The sequence below is a fragment of the Streptococcus sp. 2020WUSS089 genome (assembly GCF_044427405.1).
Taxonomy (GTDB): Bacteria; Bacillota; Bacilli; order Lactobacillales; family Streptococcaceae; genus Streptococcus; species Streptococcus hashimotonensis.
On the sequence record NZ_JAOTGD010000001.1, the window covers coordinates 1 to 25,822 of the forward strand.

A 25,822-nucleotide genomic window follows, 5' to 3' on the forward strand; every position below is an offset into this window, starting at 1 on the left:
TTACTTTGAGACGTCTCAGAGCCAGTAACTTTAGTGTACTCTTTTTTTCAACATTTTCAACCCTAAAAATTCCTTGAATCTGCAGCTTTAGGCAAAAACAGAACTTAGTCTGAGACTAAATTCTGTTGGTGTTATGCAGTTTTCTCAAAGTAACTTCTGGAAGGACGGGAACTAGAACTTACTTTGAGAATTTACCATTTTTTTAAACATTTTTTCAAACATTTTTTCAAACTGGTATTGCCGTTTATTTCACTTCAGTTGTAGAGGTCAGACTTGGAATGTGAAACACGAGATGTTGACACTAACCTTGAGAAGTGATGATGGACTTTTTACCCAGCTTCTCGCTTATCTAAGTAAACTAAGATAAACTAACATGACTATAAAAAACAACTGCCATTCCCTTGAGAATAGCAGTTTAATCTTATTTAATCTTGTCTTCTTCGTAGTCACCATTTGGACAGACAACTTGTTTACCACCACCACGAACTTTTTTCTCAACGAGATAGTGGTCGCATTTCGGACAAGAACGCCCGACTGGCTTGTCCCAAGAAGTAAATTCACACTCTGGGTAGCGATCGCAACCATAGAAAAGACGATTGCGTTTACTCTTGCGTTCAATCACTTGCCCTTTTTGGCAAACCGGACAAGTCACACCGATTTCTTTAGTGATTTGCTTGGTATTGCGACAGTCTGGGAAATTGCTACATGCATAGAATTTTCCAAAACGTCCTAATTTAATAACCATTTCATGTCCACAAACATCACAGTCAAAGCCAGCTGGTTCATCCTTAATTTGGATTTTTTCCATCTGTTCTTCTGCCTTAGATAATTCTACCTTGAATGGCTGATAGAAACCGTCAATGACCTTCTGCCACTGCTCTTTCCCGATTTCTACATCATCTAATTTTTGTTCCATATCGGCTGTAAATTTGACATTGACAATATCTGGGAAGAACTCAACAATCAGCTTATTAACGATTTCTCCGAGTTCAGTTGGTTCAAATCGCTTAGCCGCAAGCTTAACATAGTAACGTTTTTGAATGGTTTCAATTGTTGGTGCATAGGTTGACGGGCGACCTACACCATTCTCTTCTAATGTTTTAATTAAGGTTGCTTCAGAGTAGCGAGCTGGTGGCTGAGTAAAGTGTTGTTCTGGATTTGTTGACGCGCGTACCACCGTGTCACCTTGTTCCATATCTGGCAACATTTTATTTTTATCAGCGTCGTTATAGACCGCCATATAACCATCGAATTTTACTTGGCTACCATTAGCAGCAAAAACAATACCATTTTGACCCAAACGAACACTCATGGTATCAAAAACTGCTGCAGCCATCTGACTTGCGACAAAACGATTCCAAATCAGTGTATATAGTCGCAACTGGTCCTTGTCCAGATATTTTGCAATTGATTCAGGTGTTAAGTTAACATTTGATGGACGAATGGCTTCGTGGGCATCTTGTGCACCACTGGCATTTTTTACTTTGTTACCATGCTTTGAATAGGTAGCACCAAAACGCTCCGTGATAAAGTCAGCAGCTTGTGCTTGTGCAACAGGGCTAATACGTGTTGAATCCGTACGCATATAGGTGATCAAACCTTGGGTACCACCTGCGCCAAGACTGACACCCTCATAAAGTTGTTGGGCAACCATCATGGTTTTACGAGTACGGAAATTGATTTTATTAGCCGCATCCATCTGCATAGTAGAAGTTGTGTAAGGCAGAGGTGCATTTCGTTTGCGTTCCTTACGCTCAACCTGTTCTACTAAGAAATCATCCCCATCAAGTCGGGCGAGAATTTCTTTAACCTGCTCATTGTTTTCAATTTTAGTTTTCTTTCCATCTATACCGTAGAATGAAGCCTGGAATTTCTTGCTCCCCTTTTTGAAGGTTGCATCAATTGTCCAATATTCTTCTGGTTTAAAATTGCTGATTTCATTTTCACGGTCGATTATTAATTTGAGAGCAACCGATTGAACACGTCCTGCTGACAGACCTTTTTTGACTTTCTTCCATAAAATAGGTGATATGGAGTACCCTACAATACGGTCTAAGACGCGTCGAGCTTGTTGGGCATCTACCAAGTCTAGGTTAATAGCACGTGGCTCCTGAAAGGCATTTTTTACTGCATCTTTTGTAATTTCATTAAAGACAACACGGTTTTTATCGTTTGCGTCCAATCCCAAAATGTGAGCCAAATGCCAAGAAATTGCTTCTCCTTCGCGGTCCGGGTCACTCGCAAGAAAGACTTGCTTTGCATTTTTTGCTTCTTTTTTCAAAGAATTGATGAGTGGCCCTTTTCCACGTATGTTGATGTACTCAGGTGCATAGTTGTTATCAAAGTCAATAGACATACTAGATTTCTTCAAATCTCGAATATGCCCGACTGAAGCAACGACCTTATAATTTTTACCAAGATATTTTTCGATTGTTTTTGCCTTAGCAGGCGACTCTACAATAACGAGATTTTTCTTGGTTGTTGTTTTTTTCTTACTAACTGTTTTTGTAGCCATTCTTATACCTTACAAATATTTTTAACCTCACAAAGAATATACTATTTTTCAGTCAGTGTCAAGATATTTATTTTCCTATAGGAAGACTTGTTTTAAAATTGATACTCAGAAATGATGTCCAAGCCTGATGTGATGCACTTTGCCCCCTCTTGAATCAGATGATGACAACCATCTGATTTTCCGTCCATAATGGAACCTGGAATAGCATAGACTTCTCTTCCTTCTTCCAAGGCACGTTCGCAGGTAATCAAGCTACCAGACCGCATTTTTGCCTCACAGACCACCAGACCTTCTACCAACCCAGCAATGATGCGGTTACGTTCTGGGAAATGGTATTTGAGTGGCTGAGCACCAGCTTCATACTCTGTCAGCACCAGATGGTGTTTGCCAATATAGGTCTGCAAGTCCTTGTTTTCTTTGGGATAGACCTTATCCAAACCTGTTCCAATTACAGCAATGGTTTGGCCTCCATTTTTCAAACTGGCGATGTGGGCAGCCGTATCAATTCCTCTTGCCAAACCACTGACAATGACAAAACGGTTATTGAGTTCCTTGATAATTTTCTGAACAGATTGGATACCATTTTTACTGGCATTTCGTGTACCAACAACTGCCAGCTTTGATTTTTCTAGCAATTCTAAATCCCCTTGATAAAACAAAAGTATAGGTGGATTGTAAATCTGTTTGAGTGCCAAAGGATAGATGTCATCTAAAATTGAAAATGATGGATACTTATTAAATTCCTCGCGACAGGCTTTTGTATCTAGATTCTTATAATTTTCCATAAATAGCACTGGATTTTTACATTCAGACACTACAGCGACGTTACGTAAGGTCAATTTTTTACCGTGTTTTTCTTGATAGGCCAAAACTTTATTAATATTAAGATTGGTCAAACCTGCTTTTTTCCATTTAAACAATTCAAAATTATTCATTTTCTTCACCTCATTCTTATTGTTCGTAATGGAAAGAAAAAATTCTCCCAAATGGAAGAATTATTTTTGAGGTATTTCTTTGATAACACGCGCAGGATTTCCCGCTAAAACGACACTATCACCAAAAGACTTGGTTACAACAGAACCAGCACCAACAACGACATTGTCCCCCAAGGTCACGCCTGGTAAGATTGTCACACCACCACCAGCCCAGAAATTATCACCAATGGTAATAGGTGCGCCATATTCCAAGCCAGAATTGCGTTCGTCAGGGTTCAAGGGATGCAAGGGAGTCAGCAGTTGCACATTGGGACCAAGCATGGCATTTTTCCCAATTCGTATCGGACAAACATCAAGCATAGTACAGTTGAAATTAGCATAAAAATCCTCTCCGACATGAATGTTACTTCCGTAATCACAGTAGAAATTTGGCTCCATGTAAATCCGCTCACCTGTAGTTCCAAACCAGTTTTTCAAGATTTGAGAACGTACAGAGCCATCTAATTCATTATTGAAGTCCCGCATCTTTTGGCGAGCCAGCGTTCTAATTTGTCTAAGTTCTGGATCGGCAGCTATATAAAATTGCCCAGCTATCATCTTTTCTTTTTCAGTCAGCATACATCTGCTCCTTTTTTTATTCTTACTACTTATCATAGGATTTCTCATTCTAAAAGTCAATCCTTCTTGACAAGTCCAGCTAAGATTTGGTATTGTTCTTATTAATTTAAACCAACGAAAGAGGGAATCATGCAAGAAAAACATGAACAAACTATAACTTTGACTGCTGCAGAATTGCTCGACTTGATGCAAACCGAATCTGTCCAATTGCTAGACGTTCGTGACCCAGAAGAATATTCAGCTGGTCATATTGATGGTGCTATTAATTGTCCCATGGATCGGATTGCCACATTTGATGGACCAGTCGACCAACACTATCTCCTCATCTGTAAGAGTGGAAAACGTAGCAAGCTGGCCAGAGAAATCATGTCATCTAAGGGATATAAGGCAAATGATATTGCAGGTGGCATGGATGCTTGGGACGGTTCAATTGTGAAATAAGGGAGTAGGACAGAACTCGACCAGTCTAAAACATACTAAGATTAGTAGTGAGGAAATCTCCGACGGGAGAGAGTACTCACTACTTTTTTCATTCTCAAGATGATAAAGTAGAGGTGTCTTGTTAAGTCGTGGGACTTTTTGACGCTAGACGTCGCATCAAAAACTGGCAAGGCACCTGTTTTAGAAAGAATGTTATCAAAGTATGTGGGACGCCAGACGTCGAGTATTGAAAATGACATCACTAAAACAAGGAATCATTCAAGACAAAGAGGTAATATCATGCGAGTAGTATTTGGGATTGACGTGAGTAAGGTAAGTTCAGAAGTAGCCATTCTAGTCAATGGCGAGAAGGTTCATGGCTATACCATGTCCAATGATGCCATTGGCTTTTCTCGGCTACTTGGCGATTTGAAAACCGTCCACAAGCCTGAAATCATCTTTGAAGCAACAGGCGTCTATTCTCGTCGTCTTCAAACTTTTCTAGAAGATAATGGCTATGCTTATCCCTTAGAAGCTAAGAAGCAACTGGATAGCTTGCGTGTGCGGAAAACAGATCAAATTGACGCTGAAAAACTGGCTCAGTCTCAGTTTTTACTGAATCGTAAACCGACCTATGTCCAAGAAGAAGTCTATCAAAATCTGCGAGATTTAAGTCGATTCTATCAGAATCTGACCGAGGATATCGTTCGGGCTAAAAACCGCCTGCACAAGGTCTTACAGGTCACTTTCCCTGAATTGGAAACTATCTTGTCAACACCAACTGGTGAACAATACTGGAACTTAGTTATAGCTTTTCCTTGTAAGGACTTCGTGCTTGAGTTAAGCAAGGATAAACTCTCAGAAAGCATTCGTCAATCCACTTCAAAACGGATTTCTGACAAGCGTGTGGCGTACTTAGCCGAGAAACTGATAGCACTAGCTAATCAATCTTATTGTACCGTCAAGAAAACCTCTCCAATGCTGGAAGAGGTCCGTTACTATACAAAAGAATTGCTTAGACTTTCTGAACAGAGACAGGCAGTCTTAGACGAAATGGTGGAACTAGCTCAACCTTTACCAGAGTATGACATTCTGCTCTCTATTCCTGGAATAGCTGAGACTACTGCAACAAGTATTATTGGCGAACTGGGAGATATTCGCCGTTTTCAGTCTGCCAATCAAATCAATGCCTTTATCGGTATTGACCTGAGACACTATGAATCTGGTAACTTCATCGCTAAGGAACACATTACCAAGCGTGGAAATCCCTACGCTAGAAAGATTCTGTTCAAATGCATTCACAATATCGCTTCAGCTAGTCATACCAATCCTTGCCATATCGCAGACTTTTATGAGAAACGAAAAAGACAATCGCAAACGACTTCAACGAAGCCACACACGATTGCCTCCATACATCGTCTCATTCGGACAATGTATTACCTCATTACGCATAATAAGCTTTACGATTATACTTCTACCCAAAATCGGTAAAACTGTTTATGCTCTATCATTGTAACACCTTATCAAAAAATTTCAACATAAGGTGTTGCTTTTGTATACACTTTTTACACTAAACTTTAGTCCAAAATAAAATAATTTCCTTATTTTGACTACTGAATTCAAAATATTGTTCATCAAATACCTTGAAAGGCTTGACAAATGGTAGAAAAAGAGTTCGTCTTCCCACCCCCGCACAGTTGATTAGGTCAGATTTGGAATGTGAAACACGAACAAAGCTGCTAATCAACCACTGCGCTGAGATGTTGACACGAACTCTGAGAATCGAGGCTGAACTTTCTGCCAAGCCCTTTTTCTTTACTTTATTTTTTAAAAATTATATAATCTAGTTATCGATACTAGATAAAAGAAAGTAGATAACCATGAAACAAACTATCCCCTACTGGCATGAATTACCTGATTTAGATTTGTATTTGGACCAAGTTCTGCTGTATGTTAATCAAGTAGTCCATTCTCAGGAAAGCCTTGAACAGAAGAGTTTATACTACAGTAGCCTAGGAAACGAAGCTGATGATAAAACTGGGGTTCATCAAGGCAAGTTGACAAGGGATAATGTTGATTTTCGAAGAGTATTAACTGCTGCAATGATCAACAACTACGTCAAACATAAACAGCTTGAAAAACCTATTAAGAAAAAATATCAAAAACAGCAAGTTGCCCGCTTGATAGCATTGACTATCTTAAAAAATGTCTTTTCCATTCAAGAAATCAGTCAGACCTTAAATCTTCTTCTCCACTCGAACAACTCTGAAACCTTATACAATCATTTTGTTGACTGTATGCGAAATGAGGAGAGCGATGAAACTCCTGAAATCATTCGTTATGCCTGCCAGTCTGTTAAACTATATTACAAAACCCGTCAACTCACTATGGAGTTAGAAAGGAGTCACCATGAATCCTAGTTTGAAATTGAGCCTGCAACTATCCTTTGGAGAGGAGGTTGCTAACAGTGTCACACATGCGGTTGGAGCTCTATTGATGCTTGCTTTGCTTCCTGTTACAGCTATTCATTCCTTTGAAGATTATAATGTGACAGCGATAGTTGGCATGTCTATCTTTGTCATCAGCCTATTTCTCATGTTCCTATCCTCTTCCATCTACCACTCCATGCCCTACGCTTCTACTCACAAATACATCCTAAGGATTATCGACCACAGCATGATTTACATTGCTATCGCTGGAAGCTACACACCTGTTGCCCTATCCTTGGTCGGTGGTTGGTTGGGTTACCTGATTGTTGGCTTGCAATGGGGATTAACCATTTTCGGCATTCTCTATAAAATTTTCGCCAAAAAAATCAATGAAAAATTCAGTCTTTTTCTCTATCTCTTTATGGGCTGGTTGGTTGTCTTTATTTTGCCAGCCATTTTGCAAAAGACAGGACTTGTTTTCGGAATTTTGATGCTAGCTGGTGGTTTATCTTACACCATTGGAGCCCTCTTCTACGCCAAGAAAAAGCCTTATTTCCATATGATTTGGCATCTCTTTATCCTACTAGCTTCAGCACTTCAATATATCGCCATTGTCTACTTTATGTTATAAGAAAACAGCTTCTAGAAACCTAGAGGCTGTTTTTTAATGCATTAAACTGATGATCACTCCAATCAGATAAAGGGCTGACACGATGCTCAAAAAGACCAAATGCGCCTTTCGGCTCATGACCACATAGCCAACAAATTCCCGAATGAAGGCATTAAGGCTAAAGTAAAATCTGGTTTTTGCGCCGTAGCCGATACATTTGATTTTCAATTGTCGTGCCAATAGCAGAGCTCTGAAAACGTGATAGTAATTGGTGACAAGGGCAAATCGACTGCCAGGTTTCATCAGGGCATAAGAAAATTTCAAATTTTCTTCGGTGTTAGTTGATTGGTTTTCTATCACAATATCTTCCACAGGAATACCCTGTTCCAAGGCATAATTAGCCATAGCCTGTCCTTCTGCCATGAGCTCATCTGGACCCTGTCCGCCTGACATGATGAGCTTGCTGCCAGGATGTTTCTGGTAGATCGCTATGCCTTTTTCAATCCGCGAAGCCAAAAGTGGCGTTACCTTGTCACCAATCAAGCCAGCACCTAAGACCACCACATAATCAAGCTTTCCCGGGAATAGATTGACCAGGTTGACAAAACTAGACGTGGTATAGAGCATGCTGATGATAATGGCATAGGACACCAAAAAACCAACGTAGACGAACAGCATGTTAAAAAAGCTGATGCCTGAAAGGGATTGAACCACAAAGGGAGCGATGAAGAGATAGAAAGTCAGGGCGATCGCCAGTCCCATGGATAGGAAATTATGGAAGCGAACCCCTTCTCTCTTCAAAATCTGAAAGCCATTCAGATAAAGTGTGAAAAGTAAGACAAATGGGCCGCTTAACAAGGCTAAAAAGAGCACCATCGCCACGGCTATAGCCAGCAAGCGCAAGATTTCATTGTTTTCGAGAATGCCTGTTGAGATAATCCATGCCAAGGCCCAGACGAGGAGGTTCAAGGCAAACAGTGAGATAAAAATCGACCGCCGCTCCCAGAAATAGATGAGAGCAAACAAACCGATAGCCGCTAAAAATAACCAGAAAAAGACTGTCAAGACTAGTTTCCCCCTGCTACCATAGACTTAATGGGCTCAAAGGTTTTGCGGTGAATGGGCGTGATGCCTTGCTTGTTCAAGCCTTCCAAATGCTCTGCCGTTCCATAACCAGCATTCTTGGCGAAGCCGTAGCCTGAGAACTCCTTGTCATAATCCACCATCATCTTGTCCCGCGTCACCTTGGCCACGATAGAGGCCGCTGCGATAGAAAGGCTGTTGGCGTCCCCCTTAATGATAGAGATTTGCGGTATGGAGGTATCCAACTTCATTGCATCTATCAAGAGATGTTCAGGCTCTTGGTTCAGCTTTCCCAAAGCCTCTAACATAGCTAACTTGGTCGCCTCGTAGATGTTGACCTGGTCGATGACAGCTGCATCTTTGACACCTACACCGACTGCCAGAGCCCGCTCCATGACTTCTTGGTAGATTGCTTCATGTTTGGACTTAGGGATTTTCTTGGAGTCGTTGAGGTAGCGGATTTTGCACCCTTTGGGCAAGATAACCGCAGCTGCCACCACAGGACCTGCTAGAGGCCCCCGGCCGACTTCGTCGATACCAGCGATTAACTCCACCCCATTTTCATAAAGGGCTTTTTCGTAGCATAGCATAGCTTCTAAGCGAGCGTCTTCTGCTGCTTCTTTTTCCAGCTCCTTACGGCGTTTCTTGATAGCAGACTGGACCCCTGTTCGCACGTCCTGAGCCAACTCTGCCCAGACAGGGCTGTCTAGACTGTCCACCTGAGCCAGCAGAGCAGTCACTTCCCTAATCGTTGCCATCTAAGTCACTCACCTTATCCAATGTATAGGTGCCCAAACGCCCGTCTCGAACGTCCTTGACAAATAGACTATAGAAACGGTCATAATCATCACGGAAGCCCAATTTCTTGGTCCAGTCCATGATGAGTTCAGGCGTTTCCTGCTCCAAATCCATGCCCTTGAATCGTTCTTGTAAACGTTCTGGGTAGTTGGCCTTGAAATAGTCCAAACCAAAAATAGTGACCTCGTCCATAGGCAAGAGCTGATCCTTAATGGCTCCTGTCAGAGCCAACTTCAGTCCAACTTCCTGGTCCTCAAACTTAGGCCAGAGAATACCTGGTGTATCAAGGATTTCAAGATCCTTGTTTGACTTGAGCCACTGTTGACCTTTGGTCACACCTGGTTTGTTGCCGACAACGGCGATTTTCTTACCAGCCAGACGGTTCATGAGGGTGGATTTTCCAGCGTTTGGAATACCGATAATCATGGTTCGCAAGGTCTCCTTTTGAATCCCTCTTTCGCGGAGACGTTCAATCTTGTCTTTCATCAGACTCTTGGCTGCGTCGGTCACTTTTTTCACCGTCGCTTGCTCTTTTGAGTTGATAGCCAGGGTGCGAATACCCTGACCTTCAAAGTAGCTCTGCCATTCTTTGGTACGAATAGGGTCAGCCAAATCGACCTTATTGAGAATCATGAGCTTGGGCTTGTCGCCAACAATCTTGGTCAACATAGGGTTTTGGCTGGATAGGGGCAGGCGGGCATCGACCAAAATAGTCACGAAATCAACGTGCTTGATGTTCTCCTGCACCTGCCTGCGAGCTTTTGACATGTGGCCCGGAAACCATTGAATTGTTGCCATGGGGTCCTCCTAAATATAATTCATTGAAAAAAGCCGTAAAAACGGCTTGTTTTTTTATTATTATAGCAGAAAATCAATATTTTGTCTTTCTTGTTCCTCTTAAATTCTCTCCCGTAACTTTTCGACAAAGAGATAGGCTGCGGGACAAATCAGAGTATTTTTTATTGTTAAATTGTTGATTTGGTAAATTTTCTTGCGGTCAGTATGCGGAAATTCTCGACAGGCTTTGGGACGAGCATCATAGATACTACATAGATTATCGCCTCCAAGGAAGGGACAGGGCATGGATTGAAATACCTTATCTCCGTCCTCATCCACACGCAAGTACATGTCCTCAAAAACTGGAAGGTTCATGCGCAAATGCTTGGCAATTCGGGTAATATCTGCTTCTGTAAAGAGCGGTCCCAACGTTTTACAACAGTTGGCACACTCTGTACAGTCGATTTCAGAAAATACTTCGGCATGAATATCTTGAACAATTCTATCCAAATTTTTAGGTGCTTTTTTCTTCAAATTTGCTAGAAATTTTCGATGTTCTCCTTGCTTCTGCTGGGCCAATTGCTTGTATCTTTCAATGTCGACGGTCATAAACTCTCCTTTTCGACCACTATTATACCACAAACTAGCTATTGAGCTCTGCTATTTTTCTGCTGAGCTAAATTATAGCATCACTTAATAAGGTTAGTGTCAGCATCTCAGCGCAGTGGTTGATTGGGTTTAACAGTCCAGTGGACTGTTAAAGGTTGGAGATAAGATTTGCGAAGCAAATCTCAGCAATTCGCGTTTCACACTCCAAATCTGACCGTTACGACTGTTGCGAACAAAGTTCGCTCTATCTCCAACCTCAAACTGTCTCCCAGACAGTTTGAGCTGTGCGGGGGTGGGAGTGAAACAGTCTGGAAATAGACTGTTTCAGCTCAACAACTAGAAATAAAGACTTGCTTGACGAACTCTTTTTTCCCACTCCCAAAAATCCTGCGGGAAACTTCGGCTACAGGTAGACCAATAATGGTGTGAATATCCCCAGAAATACCTGCTACAAAGCGTGGGTCAAGCTCCTGAATACCGTAGGCACCGGCCTTATCCAGTGGCTGCTTTTCACGGATATACGACTGAATAACCTCTTCAAGGGCTGGATAATAGTCGACAAAATCAATCTGTGCAACCGTATAAAAAACATCCAGTGAGTGACTTGTCCGTAGGCAGACAGATGTTACAACATGATGGCTCTTTCCAAAATAGGAACGTAACATGGTTTCAGCTTCTGTCAAATCTTGAGGCTTGTTAAAAATTTGCCCATCTGATACGACGATTGTATCTGCAGAAATGTAGAGATGGCCAGTTACCAAATCCATGTCCGATTTGGCTTTGGAAATTTCACAACAGGTTTTTGCAGCTCGAGTGAGAAAATCATCTGTAGCGAATTGTTTCATAAAATGTTCTTCGATACCACGCTCATCCACTTCAACTGATGCGATTTGTGGTTGTAAAAATCCCAATAATTGTTTACGACGTGGGGAGTTGCTAAGCAGAACGTAAGTACTAATCTGCTCACGATCCCCCTCTTTTTGATATTGAAATACAGTTTGCATGTTTCCTCCAGTCAAAAACAGAGTCCGAAGACCCTGTTTTCAGATGATTGATTAATTTTCTTTTCTACGACCTACTGCCATAGCCAGTCCTGCAAGACCTAAACCAAACAGGCTGAGCGTCAGATTCATCTGGTCACCAGTATTTGGCAAGACTCCTGCTTTTGTAGTTTTTACTGGACTTGCTACTTCTGGTTTTTTATCTCCTACTTTCGGAGAATCAACTGGGACCTTCTTGTCCGTTGCCGAAGTATTTTGTACTTGATTAGATGGTGAATCTGTATTTTCGGCTGGAACAGTTTCTGGACTTGATGCTGGATTTTCTGGATCAGTATCCAATAAAATCTCGATAAAGTCTGGGTAGCCATCTTCATCCGTGTCAATGCTTGAATTTACAGGAATGATACGTGAATATGGGTTGACAACCTCATAAGCTGATAAGTCAGCTGTCTTTAGGTATTCAGCAAAGACGCTGTCCATTGAAGGACCTTCTTCACGTGCTCCGCCAAGCATTGTGTAGCCGTCACCACCAGCAGCAAGGAAGTCATTTGTTGCTAAATAGTACGTTTTTTCAAGATCCAAGGCGTCATATTCGCCAGTCTCTGGATTAAGAATACCGATAAGAAGAACACGTTCTTCTACAGGAAGAGTTGGATCGTAGAATACATTTGCTCCTGAAATGTGTAGGAATCCACCACTAGCTTCAAAGAGTGGCATACCATTTTCATCTAAAAGCATCTCGCCAGTTTCTGGATTCACTTGCAATGTAGATGATAAAGACTTGGTAAACATATCATAAATTTGCTGACCAGTCACAGTGATTTGAGAAACAATGTTACCAAATGGCAAGACTGCAATAATATCACCTTTTGTAACAGGCTGATCTTTATCAATTGTTGCACGTAGACCACCACCGTTAGTCACAGCAAGGCTAGTTTTGTTTGAAAATCCTGTTTGACCATAGGCATAGATTGCATCTGTCACTGCATTCCCCAAGTTGGTTTCACGAACACGCACGTTTGAGCGGTCTCCATTTAATTCCACTGGGTTATTTTCAATAACTACTTGAGCATTTTCAGCTTCATATTTTGCTTTAATTTCATCAACCAAGGCTGCAATTTTAGCATTTGGCGTCACATTTTTAGTATCTGCGGCAGAAATCAAACCAGCTTCACCCAATAATTTATCGGATTTCAAGGTTACTTTACCGATATTGTTCAAGTAAGAGCCTGTTTGATTATAAGTAACGTTATCTCCATAGGTAGTCGCTTCTACCGTGTGGGAATGACCGTCGATAACAATAACACGTTTACCAGCTAATTTACTATTTTTAGAAAGTGCTTCAGCAAGAGTTGAGCCTCTCCATTCAACAGGCGTTGTAGAATCAACACCTAGGTGAGCTAGAATGATATAGTTCTTGTAAACACGATTATCTGCTAGAGCACGTGCTTCCACTTCGTCAATCACTTTATTGACTTCTGTGACTGGGTCGGTAAATGTTACTCCCTCAACATTTTTCGGATGGGTTTTTGTAGCAGTTTCAGGTGTTGTTACACCGATAACTACAAATTCATCACCTACAACAGTTGGAGTTTTATCGACGATAGTTGAAGCTTCAAAAACACGAGCGCCATTAACGTAAGTGTTAGCACTCAATAGCGGGAAGTTCAAGGTTTCCTTGTACTTGATTGCTTGATCCATCCCAAAGTCAAATTCATGGTTACCAACAGCCATTGCATCATAGCCGACTTGGTTCATGATATTGGCGCGGTCTTCACCTTTTGTAGAGTTGGAAATTGGAAGTCCTTGGAAGGCATCACCAGCATCTACTACAATTGTATTCTCTACTTTGGCACGTTCTTCTTCAATGACTGCCGCAGCCTTTGCGTCACCGATGACATTCTTTTCTTCAAGAATGCGACCGTGAACATCGTTTGTGTGGATAATGACTGCCTCTACTGTTTCTTCCGCAGCAGGGACAACAGTTTCCTCCGTTGCTACGTTTTCAACTGACGTTGCTGGTACCGTAGCAGTTGCATCAGTCGTTGCTGGCTGATTGGTTGTGGTAGCTGCAGTCGTTGTCTCAGCAGCTTGTACTTGTTGAGCTAAAACAAATGGAGCCAACAAGAGTGTGGACATTACAGGCAACAAGATTTTTTTCTTTTTCATAAATAGACCTTTCTTCGGCATTTTTTATATCTCTATTATACACTTTTTAACAAAAAACAAAAACATTAAAATCGCTTACATGTTAAAAATGTTCGAAATAAGCGAATTAACTATCTAATCCGCTCATTTCCTATTTACCAAATACTATTTGTCCATTTGCAATGGTGTAAAGGACCTGTCCTTTCAGACTATCACCAACAAACGGAGAATTAGCAGACTTCGAGGCAAAATCCGCTGTGACCAACCGATTTGCATTTGGGTCAAAAATAACAAGATCAGCTGGGCCATTTTCAGCAAGATAGCCAGCATCAAGACCATAGAGCTTGGCTGGATTAATCGTCATTTTCTCCAACAATTGCACGAGTGTCAGATGCCCTTCTTCCACCAGATGCGTCAAACCAAGTGAAAGCGAGGTTTCCAAGCCTGTCATTCCTGACGGTGCTTGAGTGACATCCTCAACGTTTTTCTCATCGGCATGGTGAGGAGCATGATCCGTCGCAATGACAGAGATAACACCAGATTTCACCCCATCAATCACAGCCAAGCGATCACTTTCTAATCGTAGCGGAGGGTTCATCTTAGCATTGGCACCTTTTGTTAGAAGTAAGTCCTCAGTTCGTGAAAAATGTTGGGGTGCTACTTCTGCCGTGACGTTTGCTCCGAGACCTTGAACAAATTCAACCACCTTGACCGACTCAGCTTTGGATAGATGCTGGATATGAACACGCGCACCCGTTTCATAGGCAATCATGACATCGCGAGCGACCATGCTGTATTCTGCTACGCCAGTTGCTCCACAAACATGAAAATGTTTTTCAGCTACTTGCTCGTTTAGTCCCAAGACACCATTCAGGTCAGGGTCTTCTTCATGCAGACTGATGAGACAGCCCTGCTCTTTGGCTAATTTCATAGCTTGTCTAACCACGCCAGCATTTGTCAAAGGAATACCGTCGTCCGAAAAGGCCACCGCTCCAGCTTCTAGCAAAGTAGGAAAATCGGTCAGATTTTGCCCATCGAAATGATCTGTAATGGTTGCCACACTATAAATATGAATAGCTTCTTTTTTAGCGGAATCCAATACTTCTTTTAAGGTTTCAACATTTGAAATCGTCGGATTGGTATTAGCCATCATGACAACAGAAGTAAAACCACCCGCTGCTGCAGAAAGAGCTCCTGTATGAATATCTTCTTTATGGGTCTGACCAGGCTCCCGAAAATGCACATGAACATCGACCAAGCCAGGAGCAACGACTAATCCTGTCGCATCAATCACCTGTTCAACGTCAGCAGAAATTAACTCCGCAATCTTAACGATCTTACTTCCGTCCATCAAGATGTCGCAAACCTTGTCTAAACCGGATTGCGGATCCAATACTCGACCATTTTTCACTAATAACATTCATATTCTCCTTTGTAGTACCAAAGCCATTACCATCTACTATCGAAGCCAATCAATTCCTGTTCTGCCTTGTGAAGTCAAGTAGGCATTTGCTTGTGAGAAGGGCTTGCTTCCAAAGAAACCTCGATAGGCTGAAAGAGGGCTTGGATGAGCAGATTCGATAACCAGATGTTTTGGATTGGTTATCAACGCCTTTTTCTTGCGAGCATAAGCACCCCAAAGAATATAGACGACAGGCTGGTCTAAGCTATTGACCACCTTAATAACAGCGTCCGTAAAAGGCTCCCAGATTTGCCCTGCATGTCCATTTGCCTGACCTGCTGGAACAGTTAAACAAGCATTGAGCAAAAGCACACCTTGTTCCGCCCATGCTGTCAAATCATGATCTTGTTTGACGCCAATATCATCCGTCAATTCTTTTAAGATGTTTTGAAGAGATGGCGGAGCTGGTACCGAGTTCGGAACAGAAAATGACAAGCCCTGTGCCTGACCAGGTCCGTGATAGGGATCCTGTCCCAAAATAACTACTTTAACCTCTTCCAAATCCGTTGTTTGAATGGCAGCAAATACCTTCTCACGAGGCGGATAAATGGTTCCACCAGCATAAACATGATCTAAAAACTGATTGATTTTACAAAAATAATGCTCTGGCAACTGTGCCTTTATCAATTCGTGCCAAGCTGAATGTTCCATAAACTGCTCCTAGTTTGAACTTTTCTCTTTAACAATATAAATCGGACGTTTCTTCGTTTCCAAGAAAACTTTTGCCAAATATTTACCGAGAATACCAATGGTCATCAACTGCAGACCTCCCAAAAATAGGATGATACAAATAGTCGACGGCCAGCCAATTGTAGGATCTCCGAACGCCAAGGTTTTGAAAACCACAAAAACCATTAGAACTAGCGACAACAGGAAGGTGAAGAAACCTGTATAGGAGGCAATATTCAAAGGTGTATCTGAAAAATTGATGATTCCTTCAATAGAATAAGAAAGCAATTTCCAGAAAGACCAACTAGTTTCACCAGCAACCCTCTCGACATTTTCATATGGCAAGTATTCTGTCTCGAATCCAACCCAGGCAAAAATTCCCTTTGAAAAGCGATTGTATTCAGACACAGATAGAATAGCATCTACCATGTGACGACGCATGAGACGGAAATCACGGGCACCGTCTACTACCTCGACCTGGCTGATTTTATTCATCAATTTGTAGAATAATTTTGCAAAAAAGCTTCGAATCGGTGGCTCACCATCACGACTGACACGACGGGTTCCAACGCAATCTAAATCTGGATTTCCATCCAACATAGCCTTCATTTCCATCAACATTTCAGGTGGATCTTGCAAATCAACATCCATGACAGTCACTAGCTCACCTTGCGCAGCTTGTAGACCTGCATAGAGAGCAGCTTCTTTCCCGAAATTCCTTGAAAAGGAAAGATAGCGAACAGCTCGGTCTTGACCAGACAATTGGCGTAAAACCGTTAGTGTCCTATCCTTTGAACCATCATTGACAAAAATATACTCAAATTGTTCCCCCATCTCCTTACGAACTTTCTCCATAGCATCGTAAAAATAGGGAATTGCCTCTTCTTCATTAAAACAAGGCACGATAACTGAAATCATGTTCTTCTCCTCATACGGTCAATTATTGTATTCTCAAAATACGTTAGAGACTATTATACCATTTTACAGGATAAGTTCCCAGAAATCGTGCGTGGGCTCGTTTTAAATCTAGTCTTCCTGCCAAGTTTCTTGATTTTGACGGAACTTTTTAAGCAGATTCAAACCATCTGCATTGATATATCCCTGTACTTTTGCGACCTTGATTAACTCTGAATAATTGCTGAGCGTCACCAATTTCACGCCAGCATTGTCAAAATTACGATCTGCCTTTGGCAATTCATAAGTAAAGATTGCCACAACACCAATAACGTCAGCGCCTTCGCGCTCAGCTGCTGCTACGGCATCTAGAACAGAGCCTCCAGTAGAAATCAGATCTTCAACGACAACCATTTTTTGTCCCTTGACGATGCGCCCCTCTAATTGATTCCCTGCACCATGGTCTTTTGGTTTGCTACGGATGTAAGCAAATGGCAAATTCATCCGATCTGCAATGATAGCACCATGAGGAATACCTGCTGTGGCCGTTCCGGCAATCACCTCAACCTCAGGAAATTCTTCTTCAATACGTTGGACAAAGCCATCTTCAATCAGATTTCGAGTTTCAGGATAAGATAGTGTAATACGATTATCTGTATAGATAGGGGATTTGATACCTGATGCCCATGTAAACGGCTTTTCAGGGCGCAGATGAACTGCCTTAATATCCAATAAGTGTGATGCGATTTCTGTTGCTAGTGTCATAATAGACCTCCTTCTAAATGCGTACCATTCCAACATGACCATCCCGCCGAATAGCCTGTCACTCCTAAAGTATTGGTTCAATCTATGAACCCTACAAAAAACTATATTTATCCCTGTTGAATTCTTACAGATTTCTCTTAGTCCACCATTTCAATCCATGAATCAAAATACTGTTCAATGAAATTAGTTTTCTCTTTTATTTCTGTCACGGTAAGTTTTTCATCAAGACCTGTCAGAACCCATTTATCCTCAACATCATCTCTGCGATGGATAATCGCGACCAATTTCCCCTCGAAAGCTGTCAAGGGCTGCCGAACAGCTTTGGAAATGATGTAAACATCTTGCTCTTCACCATCTCCAGCCAATAGATTTGGAACATAGCCGTAATTAATGGGGTACTGGTTGCCAAATTTATCAATATACCCGAGAGGTCTATCGATTATAATCTGATAAATCTTATCCACGATTCCACTCCTCTTTAATAGACAAATAGGTCTGGTAAGGATGTTCTGATTTTGTAATCGGGCGACCTACCACAATGTAATCACTACCGATTCGAGCAGCATCTGCTGGTGTCATAACTCGTTTCTGATCGCCTACTTCACCGCCAGTCGGACGAATCCCTGGCGTCAGGCACACAAAATCAGAACTCGTAGCATCTTTAATCAAAGCCACCTCATGCGCTGAACAAACCACCCCATCAAGACCAGCTTCTTGTGCTCTTTGAGCATAATGAACAACCGCTTCCTGCAAACTAGTCTGTATATTCTGGTCTGTTCTCATCTGCTCTTCTGAGGTAGAGGTCAACTGAGTGACTGCTATTAAAACCGCAGCCTTACCCAATCCCCTTCGTGCTGCCCGCATCATCTCAACTCCACCTGCAGCGTGAACGTTGGTCATATCCACACCGAGTTTTGCCAAGACTTTCATAGCAGACTCGACGGTATTAGGAATATCATGCAGTTTCAAATCTAGAAAAATACTGTGACCGCAGCCTTTCAAATAATTGATAATACCTGGTCCCTCCGCATAATACAACTCCATTCCAACCTTTACATAGAGTTTCTCATCTGGTGGGAACTGTTCCAGAAAAGACTGAACTTCTTCTTTACCTGCAAAGTCAAGGGCAATAATTGGTCTTGTTTCTTTCATAAAATCCTTTCATTTACACAAAAATCCCTGCCAAATCGGTCAGGGATGTGCACGAATTCAGCTTGAAAATCACCTTTCAAGCATATTACATGACACCTTCCTAGCCTCTCTGGACTTAGTTAAAGGAGATATTTTCTTTATATTACTCTTTTATTTTACCTTTGTCAACGCTTACCCAAGCTATGTCTAATTTCTCGGCGTAAACCTTCCAAACTATCAATACCATAAACTTCCATGCGTTTCGGCAAGTCTTGAATAATCTTTGGACAAGCAAATGGGTCTGTAAAGTTGGCTGTTCCTACCCCTACAGCTGAAGCTCCTGCAACCATCATCTCTATAGCCTTGTCCGCCGTATCCACACCACCCATACCAATAATTGGTAAATCAGTCATCTGAGCAACCTGACGAATGAGTTTGAGAGCAACCGGAAAAACTGCTGGACCTGACATTCCTCCTGTACCATTTGCTAAGATTGGTTGTCGAGTTTTGAGATTGAATCGCATACCAACCAAGGTATTTATCATCGTCAAGCCAGTCGCTCCAGCATCCTCAGCAGCCTTGGCCAACAGGGTTATGTCTGCTACACTTGGTGTCAACTTAACGTAAACAGGTACAGATGAGGCTTCGACTGCTGCTTTTACTGCTTGATAGGCTAATTCTGGCACCTGTCCAATCAAGAGACCATTATTTCCGTGGTCCACATTGGGACAGGAAATGTTCAACTCGATAGCTTTTACATTAGGAGTTTTTGAAATTTTCCCTGATACATAGGCATATTCTTCATTGGAAAAACCAGCCACATTGGCAATGATGGGCAAATCTGGGAAATGTTGCTCTAACCATGGTAATTTTTCAGATAAGACCGCCTCAATACCCGGATTTTGAAGTCCAATGGCATTGAGCATACCTGCTGGTGTCTCGGCTACACGGGGAGTCACATTGCCATAACGAGGATGACGGGTAGTCGCCTTAATCATAATGGATCCAAGCTGGTTAAGGTCATAATAATCTGCATACTCCTGACCAAAACCGAAGCAACCAGAGGCTGGAATGATGGGATTTTTCAAGTCCAAGCCTGGTAAAGAAATCGCTAATCGTTTTGTCATATCAACCTCCTATAAAATCAGACTACCAGTCGCAAAGACTGGACCTTCCTTGCAGACACGCTTGTTCTCGTGTTCTTGTCCCTCTTTGGGTTTGACAACACAGGCATAGCACGCCCCCATCCCGCAAGCCATCCTAGCCTCCAGTGAAATGTAGGCATGAGGATGTTCCTGAAAGCGTTGGTCAACATAGTTCATCATAGCTGGCGCCCCACATGAGTAAATGGCTGCAAACTCGTTTGTCAGCTCTTCAACGACCGTTGCGACATTCCCCTTACGCCCATAGGAACCATCATCTGTTGTAACATAGACCACCCCATAACTTGCCAGCTCCTCTTCCAAAATGACGGCCTCTTTGGTGGCAAAGCCAATGACTGACGTGACTTTGGCGCCACGGTTCGCCGCCTGTTTTGCTACTTCCACCAAGGGAGGAACACCGATTCCTCCGCCAATGATGAGAATGCGGTCACCTTCTTTGAGAAAGTCTACTTCAAACCCTTTCCCAAGCGGTCCCATAACATCCAAATACTGCCCAACAGTCATTTTCGAAAAGACTTCCGTCCCTTGACCTTCCACTCGGTAAATAATCCGACATTGAGACTTATTCCGATCAATCTCGGAAATAGATATTGGTCTCCGCAAGAGCATGGAATCATCTGGGACACGAATATGGATAAACTGCCCCATTTTCATATCTTGGACCATATCACCCTGCAAGGTCATAGCAAAAATTCGTGGTGCTAGTTGGACTTGGTCCACCAGTAACATCTGTTCTTTTAAAATCATCTTTTCTCCTATTCTATATAACAATGACACAGAAAACAAGAAAGTCGATATAGAGAAAAAAACCTTGCTGGCTAGCAAGGTTACACGAAAAGAAGGCAGTATTTGCCCTATTTATCACGTTCCCTTCTTCGCCTCTCTGGACTCAGTTAAAGGATATATTTTCAGCATTATACATTTTTTAGAATAATTTGTCAAATCATGTTACAATAGAGGTATGAGAATCCAACAATTATACTATATTATCAAAATTGCAGAAACAGGCAGTATGAATGAGGCTGCCAAACAACTCTTCATTACCCAACCCAGCCTTTCCAACGCTGTAAGAGACCTGGAAAAAGAAATGAAAATTAAAATCTTTTTCCGTAATTCTAAGGGCATTACCCTAACAAAGGATGGCATGGAGTTTCTTTCCTACGCTCGTCAAATTGTTGAACAGACAGAGCTTTTAGAAGATCGCTATAAAAATCCGAATGCAAAACGCCAACTCTTCAGCGTATCTTCCCAACACTATGCCTTTGTGGTTAACGCCTTTGTCTCGCTTTTGAAAGAAACTGAGATGGAGGATTACGAACTATTCCTACGTGAAACACGGACCTGGGAAATCATTGATGACGTTAAGAATTTCCGCTCAGAAATCGGAGTGCTTTTCCTCAACCATTTCAACCGTGATGTTCTGCTGAAACTTTTGGATGACAATCGACTATCCTATACAACTCTCTTCACTGCCAAACCACATGTATTTGTCAGCAAAACCAATCCTTTGGCACAAAGAAAGTCAATCACTCTCGATGATTTGGTAGATTTCCCCTATCTCAGCTACGAGCAAGGTATTCACAACTCCTTCTACTTTGCAGAAGAAATTCTAGCCCAGGAACACCATAAAAAATCGATTGTCGTATCTGACCGTGCCACACTCTTCAATCTCTTAATCGGTCTAGATGGCTATACAATCGCAACAGGTATCCTTAATTCAAACCTTAACGGAGATAATATTGTATCAATTCCTCTGGAATTTGATGATGAAATCGAATTGGTCTATATTCAACACGAAAAGGCATTGCTGTCCGACATGGGAGAAAAATTCATCAATTACCTACTTGAAGAGGTAAAATTCGACCAAAAATAAATACCATTTTATATAGACAAACAAAATACAATATGTTATGATACATTTATGAAAGACGTTGAAAAGAAAAATGAAAATAATTCATTTTTCTTTAAGGAAACGCTTTCATTTTTTTATACTCTATGCTATAATACATGTATCATATATATATTAAGGAGTGGTTAGATGGCTCAAAATAAAATGTTAGCTATGATTCTTGCTGGTGGACGTGGAACACGTCTAGAAGGGTTGACAAAAAAAGTCGCCAAACCAGCGGTCGCATTTGGCGGAAAGTACCGCATTATTGACTTTCCTCTTAGTAACTGTGCCAACTCAGGTATTGATATTGTCGGAGTTTTGACTCAGTATGAGCCTGTTCTCTTGAACTCATACGTTGCACAGTCTCAACGTTGGGGGCTTGATGTACAAGGATCTGGCGTCTTTGTATTACCACCGAGTGAAAAAATCGAAGGTTTCGGACTTTACAAAGGTACAGCCGACGCTATTACACAGAACATTGATTTCATTGATCTTCACGATCCAGAGTACGTATTGATTTTGTCTGGTGACCACATCTATAAGATGAACTACGACAAACTCCTTGATACACATATTCAGAAAAAAGCAGATGCCACGATTGCGGTTATCGAAGTTCCAATCAAAGAAGCTTCACGTTTTGGTATCATGAATACGGACGATGATTACCGTATTGAAGAATTTGAAGAAAAACCAGAAAATCCTAAGAGCAATTTAGCATCAATGGGTATCTATATCTTCACTTGGAAGACCTTGAAAAAATACCTTCAAGAAGATGACAAATTGGACACTTCATCTCACGATTTTGGGCACGACATCATTCCGAAATACTTAGAAGATAGCCGCACTCTCATTGCCCATCCATTCCGTGGTTATTGGAAAGACGTAGGTACCGTTAACAGCCTCTGGGAATCCAATATGGACTTGATTGACCACGCTGGAGATTTGGACCTTTCTGACCGCTCATGGAGAATCTATTCAGAGGATAAGGGATCTCCTGCCCAAGTCATTGGTGCAACTGCAACGGTTAAATCTGCCTATATTGATAAAGGGGCAATCATCGATGGTACTGTAGAACATTCTGTTATTTCAACAGATGTGCAAGTCAACCAAAATGCCGTAGTAAAAAATTCTGTCATCCTACCTGGTGCTATTATCGGCGAAGGTGTTGAGCTTGACTACGTCATCGTCGCTGAAAATATTAAAATTGCTGACGGAGTTAAACTCACAGGAGACATCGACCATATCCTCTTGATCGACAAGAATGTAACCAAGTAAGAAAGGACTGCTATGCTAAGAAATACTCTCGGAATTGTAAATATTGAAGGAAACAACGTACATTTTGGTGACGTGATGAAGCACCGTGGCGTACAAGCTTTCGGTTTCTTAGGTCGTTATCGCCTAATCGACTTTGCTCTATCCAATATGTCAAACTCTGGAATTACAGAATTCCAAGTATACATGCCTGCCGAAATGCGTTCAACAATTCAGCACGTTGGTACAGGAAAACACTATAATATCAACAGCAAACGCGGTACCCTTCGCTTGCTCAATAGCGCAACAGACCCAAATAGTGTCTATCGTCACGATATTAATGCCTTCACAGAAAACATCCACTACATCGAAAATTCTACAAAAGATTATGTGCTAGTTGCTCCATCTTACTTCATCTATAGCCAGGATTTTTCAAAAGTCATGGATGACCATATTGCAACGGATGCTGATATTACTGTTCTTTATAAAAACGTTTCAGATGCTAAAGAAAATTTCATCGGCTGCCAAACTCTCAAATTTGGTGAAGACCGTCGTGTCGTAGCTTTTGAAGAAAACCACGGTAAATATAAAAACCGTCCCGTTTCCCTTGAAGCCTACATTATGAAACGGACTACATTTATCGACTTGATTAAACGTGCTAACAAAGTGTCGTCTCTCTACTGGTTAAAAGATATTTTACGTGATACAGTTGACCAGTACAAGATTATGGGCTATGCACATCGTGATTATGTCGCATGTATCAATACGACAGCTTCCTACTTCAATACTCAAATTGAATTGATTGACCAAGATACCCGCAAACTCCTCTTCAAACATGATTGGCCAATCCATACTCAAACAAGTGATAGCTCACCATGTTTATATGGTCCATTGGCAGAGGTCAAACGTAGCCTAATTTCAAATGGAGCGAATATCAATGGTCAAGTTGAAAATTCAGTCATTGACCGCGATGTTATCATTGAAGAAGGTGTTGTTATCAAAAACTCAATCATTCTCAATGGCGTGACAATCAAGAGTGGGGCGAATATTGAAAATGCAATTATCGATAAAGCAACTAAAATTATTCACCCAATTGACATCAAGGGAAGCGAAACTTCGCCTTCATACTTGAAACCACACCAAATCATTTAGGAGCTAACATGACAAAAAAATCTGTTCTCTTTGTAGCATCCGAGGGACTTCCATTCATCAAGACTGGCGGATTGGCTGATGTTATTGGCTCTTTACCAAAAGAATTGGTGAAACAGGGTTTAGATGTCCGAGTCGTTCTACCACTATACAAAAAAATTGCAGTAAATAATCACTCTGATTTCGATTACGTATCAAGTTTTGATGTGCGGGCTGGCGACATCCAATCTATGGCAAATGTTTACAGTCAGGTTGTTGATGGAGTAACATTCTATTTTATTGAGCACCGCGATTTCTTTGAACGCGATGAACTATATGGATATGACGATGATGCCATGCGTTTTGGCTATTTCCAACATGCTACATGTCGTCTGTTAGAAGCACTTCATTTCTTCCCGGATGTCATGCACACACATGACTGGCACACTGCTGCCCTTCCATTCCTTTGCCGTACTTTCTATAGCTACCGCGAAGAATTCCGCAATATCAAGCATGTATTCACTATTCATAACTTGGCTTTTCAAGGTATTTTCCACAAACAAGCACTTTGGTCAGCGCTTGGCATGGACTATAGCTACTATTTGGATGGTATTGCACGTTTTCATGATGAATGTATCAGCTTCATGAAGCTTGGTATCCTATACGCTGACAAGGTTACTACAGTTTCTGAAACTTATGCTCGCGAAATCCTAACGGAAGAATTCGGCGAAAACATGCAACATGTACTAGAGTTGCGCAAATATGACTTGGTTGGTATTGTCAATGGTATCGACTATGACAGTTGGGATAGTCAAACAGACCAGTACCTTGTGAGAAATTATAGTCTTGAAACGATTGAAAGTAAAAAGGCTAATAAACTGGCCCTGCAAGCACAATTTGCCCTTCCACAAGATGAGAATGTCCTATTGATAGGTATCGTCTCTCGTTTGACATGGCAAAAAGGGTTCTACCTCTTGACCGAGGTACTTGGCCATCTTCTTCAAGCCCATGTCCAATTTGTTATCTTAGGCAATGGTGAGGAAGACATTGAAAATGCCTTTAATCACTTTAAACATGCTTATCCTGATAAATTTGCATTCTACCGTGGTTACAATGAACCACTTGCCCACCAAATTTATGCAGCAAGTGATCTCTTCCTTATGCCTTCTATGTTTGAACCATGCGGCATTAGCCAGTTGATTTCAATGCACTACGGAACACTCCCTCTAGTGCGTGAAACAGGTGGCTTGGTTGATACTGTAGCACCATACAATATGTCTACCAAGGAAGGAACTGGCTTTAGCTTTGGAGGGCGTGACGCTTACAATATGCGACAAGTCTATGATTTAGCCCTTCAAACCTACTATGACCGTCCCGATGACTGGTATGCCATGGTTGAACAAGCTATGAAGCGTGATTTTAGTTGGACAGCTTCGGCAGAGAAATACATCTGGCTCTACCGTGAAATTAGTGGTTAGGAAATAAGATGAAAAAATATACTGAATCGGAGTGGGACCCTAGTCCA

Annotated in this window: 25 protein-coding genes; 8 read left to right on the top strand and 17 right to left on the bottom strand. The window is 41.6% G+C overall.

What is annotated here, in order from left to right; genetic code table 11:
- Window positions 1-421: 421 nt before the first annotated feature.
- From topA to ODU46_RS00015, 3 genes are all read right to left on the bottom strand, one after another.
- A complete protein-coding gene (gene topA, locus ODU46_RS00005) occupies window positions 422-2,515 on the bottom strand; it encodes a type I DNA topoisomerase (protein WP_024408846.1) in 2,094 nt (697 codons plus the stop codon).
- A gap of 92 nt (window positions 2,516-2,607) precedes the next feature.
- A complete protein-coding gene (dprA, locus tag ODU46_RS00010; protein ID WP_336372164.1) occupies window positions 2,608-3,450 on the bottom strand; it encodes a DNA-processing protein DprA in 843 nt (280 codons plus the stop codon).
- Window positions 3,451-3,510: 60 nt separating this feature from the next.
- Window positions 3,511-4,068, bottom strand: coding sequence for a sugar O-acetyltransferase (locus ODU46_RS00015; protein WP_398579033.1), 558 nt, complete (start codon window positions 4,066-4,068; stop codon window positions 3,511-3,513).
- A gap of 129 nt (window positions 4,069-4,197) precedes the next feature.
- On the opposite strand from ODU46_RS00015, the gene ODU46_RS00020 reads away from it, so the two are divergent.
- The 4 genes from ODU46_RS00020 (at window position 4,198) to ODU46_RS00035 (ending at window position 7,548) form a co-directional block, all read left to right on the top strand.
- Window positions 4,198-4,509, top strand: coding sequence for a rhodanese-like domain-containing protein (locus ODU46_RS00020; protein ID WP_336372162.1), 312 nt, complete (start codon window positions 4,198-4,200; stop codon window positions 4,507-4,509).
- Between the two features lie 279 nt (window positions 4,510-4,788).
- Window positions 4,789-5,979: an IS110 family transposase gene (locus ODU46_RS00025; RefSeq protein WP_336372161.1), complete on the top strand. Its 1,191-nt coding sequence runs from the start codon at window positions 4,789-4,791 to the stop codon at window positions 5,977-5,979.
- A gap of 389 nt (window positions 5,980-6,368) precedes the next feature.
- Window positions 6,369-6,908 carry a DUF1836 domain-containing protein gene (locus ODU46_RS00030; RefSeq protein WP_105211929.1) on the top strand — a complete coding sequence of 180 codons (540 nt, stop codon included), beginning with the start codon at window positions 6,369-6,371 and terminating at the stop codon, window positions 6,906-6,908.
- A complete protein-coding gene (locus ODU46_RS00035; RefSeq protein ID WP_398579034.1) occupies window positions 6,898-7,548 on the top strand; it encodes a hemolysin III family protein in 651 nt (216 codons plus the stop codon). Before ODU46_RS00030 ends, ODU46_RS00035 begins: the two co-directional genes overlap by 11 nt.
- A 33-nt stretch (window positions 7,549-7,581) precedes the next feature.
- On the opposite strand, the gene ODU46_RS00040 is transcribed toward ODU46_RS00035, so the two are convergent.
- From ODU46_RS00040 to ODU46_RS00105, 14 genes are all read right to left on the bottom strand, one after another.
- Window positions 7,582-8,592, bottom strand: a complete 1,011-nt coding sequence (locus tag ODU46_RS00040) for a YdcF family protein (protein ID WP_398579035.1) — start codon at window positions 8,590-8,592, stop codon at window positions 7,582-7,584.
- A 2-nt stretch (window positions 8,593-8,594) separates the two neighbouring features.
- Window positions 8,595-9,368, bottom strand: coding sequence for a ribonuclease HII (locus ODU46_RS00045; protein WP_398579036.1), 774 nt, complete (start codon window positions 9,366-9,368; stop codon window positions 8,595-8,597).
- Window positions 9,355-10,206: a ribosome biogenesis GTPase YlqF gene (gene ylqF / locus ODU46_RS00050; protein ID WP_105133934.1), complete on the bottom strand. Its 852-nt coding sequence runs from the start codon at window positions 10,204-10,206 to the stop codon at window positions 9,355-9,357. Before ylqF ends, ODU46_RS00045 begins: the two co-directional genes overlap by 14 nt.
- A 99-nt stretch (window positions 10,207-10,305) precedes the next feature.
- Entirely contained in the window at window positions 10,306-10,794 is a 489-nt protein-coding gene (locus ODU46_RS00055; protein WP_398579037.1) for a YkgJ family cysteine cluster protein, read from the bottom strand.
- Between the two features lie 329 nt (window positions 10,795-11,123).
- Window positions 11,124-11,798 (bottom strand): nucleoside triphosphate pyrophosphatase, encoded by a 675-nt coding sequence (locus ODU46_RS00060; RefSeq protein ID WP_205025950.1) that lies wholly within the window; start codon window positions 11,796-11,798, stop codon window positions 11,124-11,126.
- A 51-nt stretch (window positions 11,799-11,849) separates the two neighbouring features.
- On the bottom strand, window positions 11,850-13,964 hold the full coding sequence (gene nt5e / locus ODU46_RS00065) for a cell surface ecto-5'-nucleotidase Nt5e (RefSeq protein WP_398579038.1): 2,115 nt from the start codon (window positions 13,962-13,964) through the stop codon (window positions 11,850-11,852).
- 130 nt (window positions 13,965-14,094) lie between these two features.
- Window positions 14,095-15,363: a dihydroorotase gene (locus ODU46_RS00070; RefSeq protein WP_398579039.1), complete on the bottom strand. Its 1,269-nt coding sequence runs from the start codon at window positions 15,361-15,363 to the stop codon at window positions 14,095-14,097.
- A 39-nt stretch (window positions 15,364-15,402) separates the two neighbouring features.
- Complete coding sequence (locus ODU46_RS00075; RefSeq protein ID WP_024407153.1) at window positions 15,403-16,056, bottom strand: uracil-DNA glycosylase; 654 nt, start codon at window positions 16,054-16,056, stop codon at window positions 15,403-15,405.
- Window positions 16,057-16,065: 9 nt separating this feature from the next.
- Window positions 16,066-16,992 (bottom strand): glycosyltransferase family 2 protein, encoded by a 927-nt coding sequence (locus tag ODU46_RS00080; protein WP_105184236.1) that lies wholly within the window; start codon window positions 16,990-16,992, stop codon window positions 16,066-16,068.
- Between the two features lie 108 nt (window positions 16,993-17,100).
- The gene (gene pyrE / locus ODU46_RS00085; protein WP_014637891.1) at window positions 17,101-17,733 is read right to left on the bottom strand and encodes an orotate phosphoribosyltransferase; all 633 of its coding nucleotides are present in this window, start codon (window positions 17,731-17,733) and stop codon (window positions 17,101-17,103) included.
- Window positions 17,734-17,870: 137 nt separating this feature from the next.
- Window positions 17,871-18,197, bottom strand: coding sequence for an inorganic diphosphatase (locus tag ODU46_RS00090; protein ID WP_015646807.1), 327 nt, complete (start codon window positions 18,195-18,197; stop codon window positions 17,871-17,873).
- Window positions 18,190-18,885 carry an orotidine-5'-phosphate decarboxylase gene (gene pyrF / locus ODU46_RS00095; RefSeq protein WP_289888235.1) on the bottom strand — a complete coding sequence of 232 codons (696 nt, stop codon included), beginning with the start codon at window positions 18,883-18,885 and terminating at the stop codon, window positions 18,190-18,192. Before pyrF ends, ODU46_RS00090 begins: the two co-directional genes overlap by 8 nt.
- A gap of 164 nt (window positions 18,886-19,049) precedes the next feature.
- Window positions 19,050-19,991, bottom strand: a complete 942-nt coding sequence (locus ODU46_RS00100; RefSeq protein ID WP_398579041.1) for a dihydroorotate dehydrogenase — start codon at window positions 19,989-19,991, stop codon at window positions 19,050-19,052.
- A gap of 9 nt (window positions 19,992-20,000) precedes the next feature.
- Entirely contained in the window at window positions 20,001-20,774 is a 774-nt protein-coding gene (locus ODU46_RS00105; RefSeq protein WP_024383447.1) for a dihydroorotate dehydrogenase electron transfer subunit, read from the bottom strand.
- A 214-nt stretch (window positions 20,775-20,988) separates the two neighbouring features.
- On the opposite strand from ODU46_RS00105, the gene ODU46_RS00110 reads away from it, so the two are divergent.
- The 4 genes from ODU46_RS00110 to glgA all read left to right on the top strand — a co-directional run bounded on the left by ODU46_RS00110 (window position 20,989) and on the right by glgA (window position 25,775).
- A complete protein-coding gene (locus ODU46_RS00110; RefSeq protein WP_012775137.1) occupies window positions 20,989-21,900 on the top strand; it encodes a LysR family transcriptional regulator in 912 nt (303 codons plus the stop codon).
- A gap of 165 nt (window positions 21,901-22,065) precedes the next feature.
- Complete coding sequence (locus ODU46_RS00115) at window positions 22,066-23,193, top strand: glucose-1-phosphate adenylyltransferase (protein ID WP_024415421.1); 1,128 nt, start codon at window positions 22,066-22,068, stop codon at window positions 23,191-23,193.
- 12 nt (window positions 23,194-23,205) lie between these two features.
- Window positions 23,206-24,321 (top strand): glucose-1-phosphate adenylyltransferase subunit GlgD, encoded by a 1,116-nt coding sequence (gene glgD / locus ODU46_RS00120; RefSeq protein ID WP_011922501.1) that lies wholly within the window; start codon window positions 23,206-23,208, stop codon window positions 24,319-24,321.
- 8 nt (window positions 24,322-24,329) lie between these two features.
- The gene (glgA, locus tag ODU46_RS00125) at window positions 24,330-25,775 is read left to right on the top strand and encodes a glycogen synthase GlgA (protein ID WP_009909891.1); all 1,446 of its coding nucleotides are present in this window, start codon (window positions 24,330-24,332) and stop codon (window positions 25,773-25,775) included.
- The last annotated feature ends 47 nt before the right edge of the window (window positions 25,776-25,822 follow it).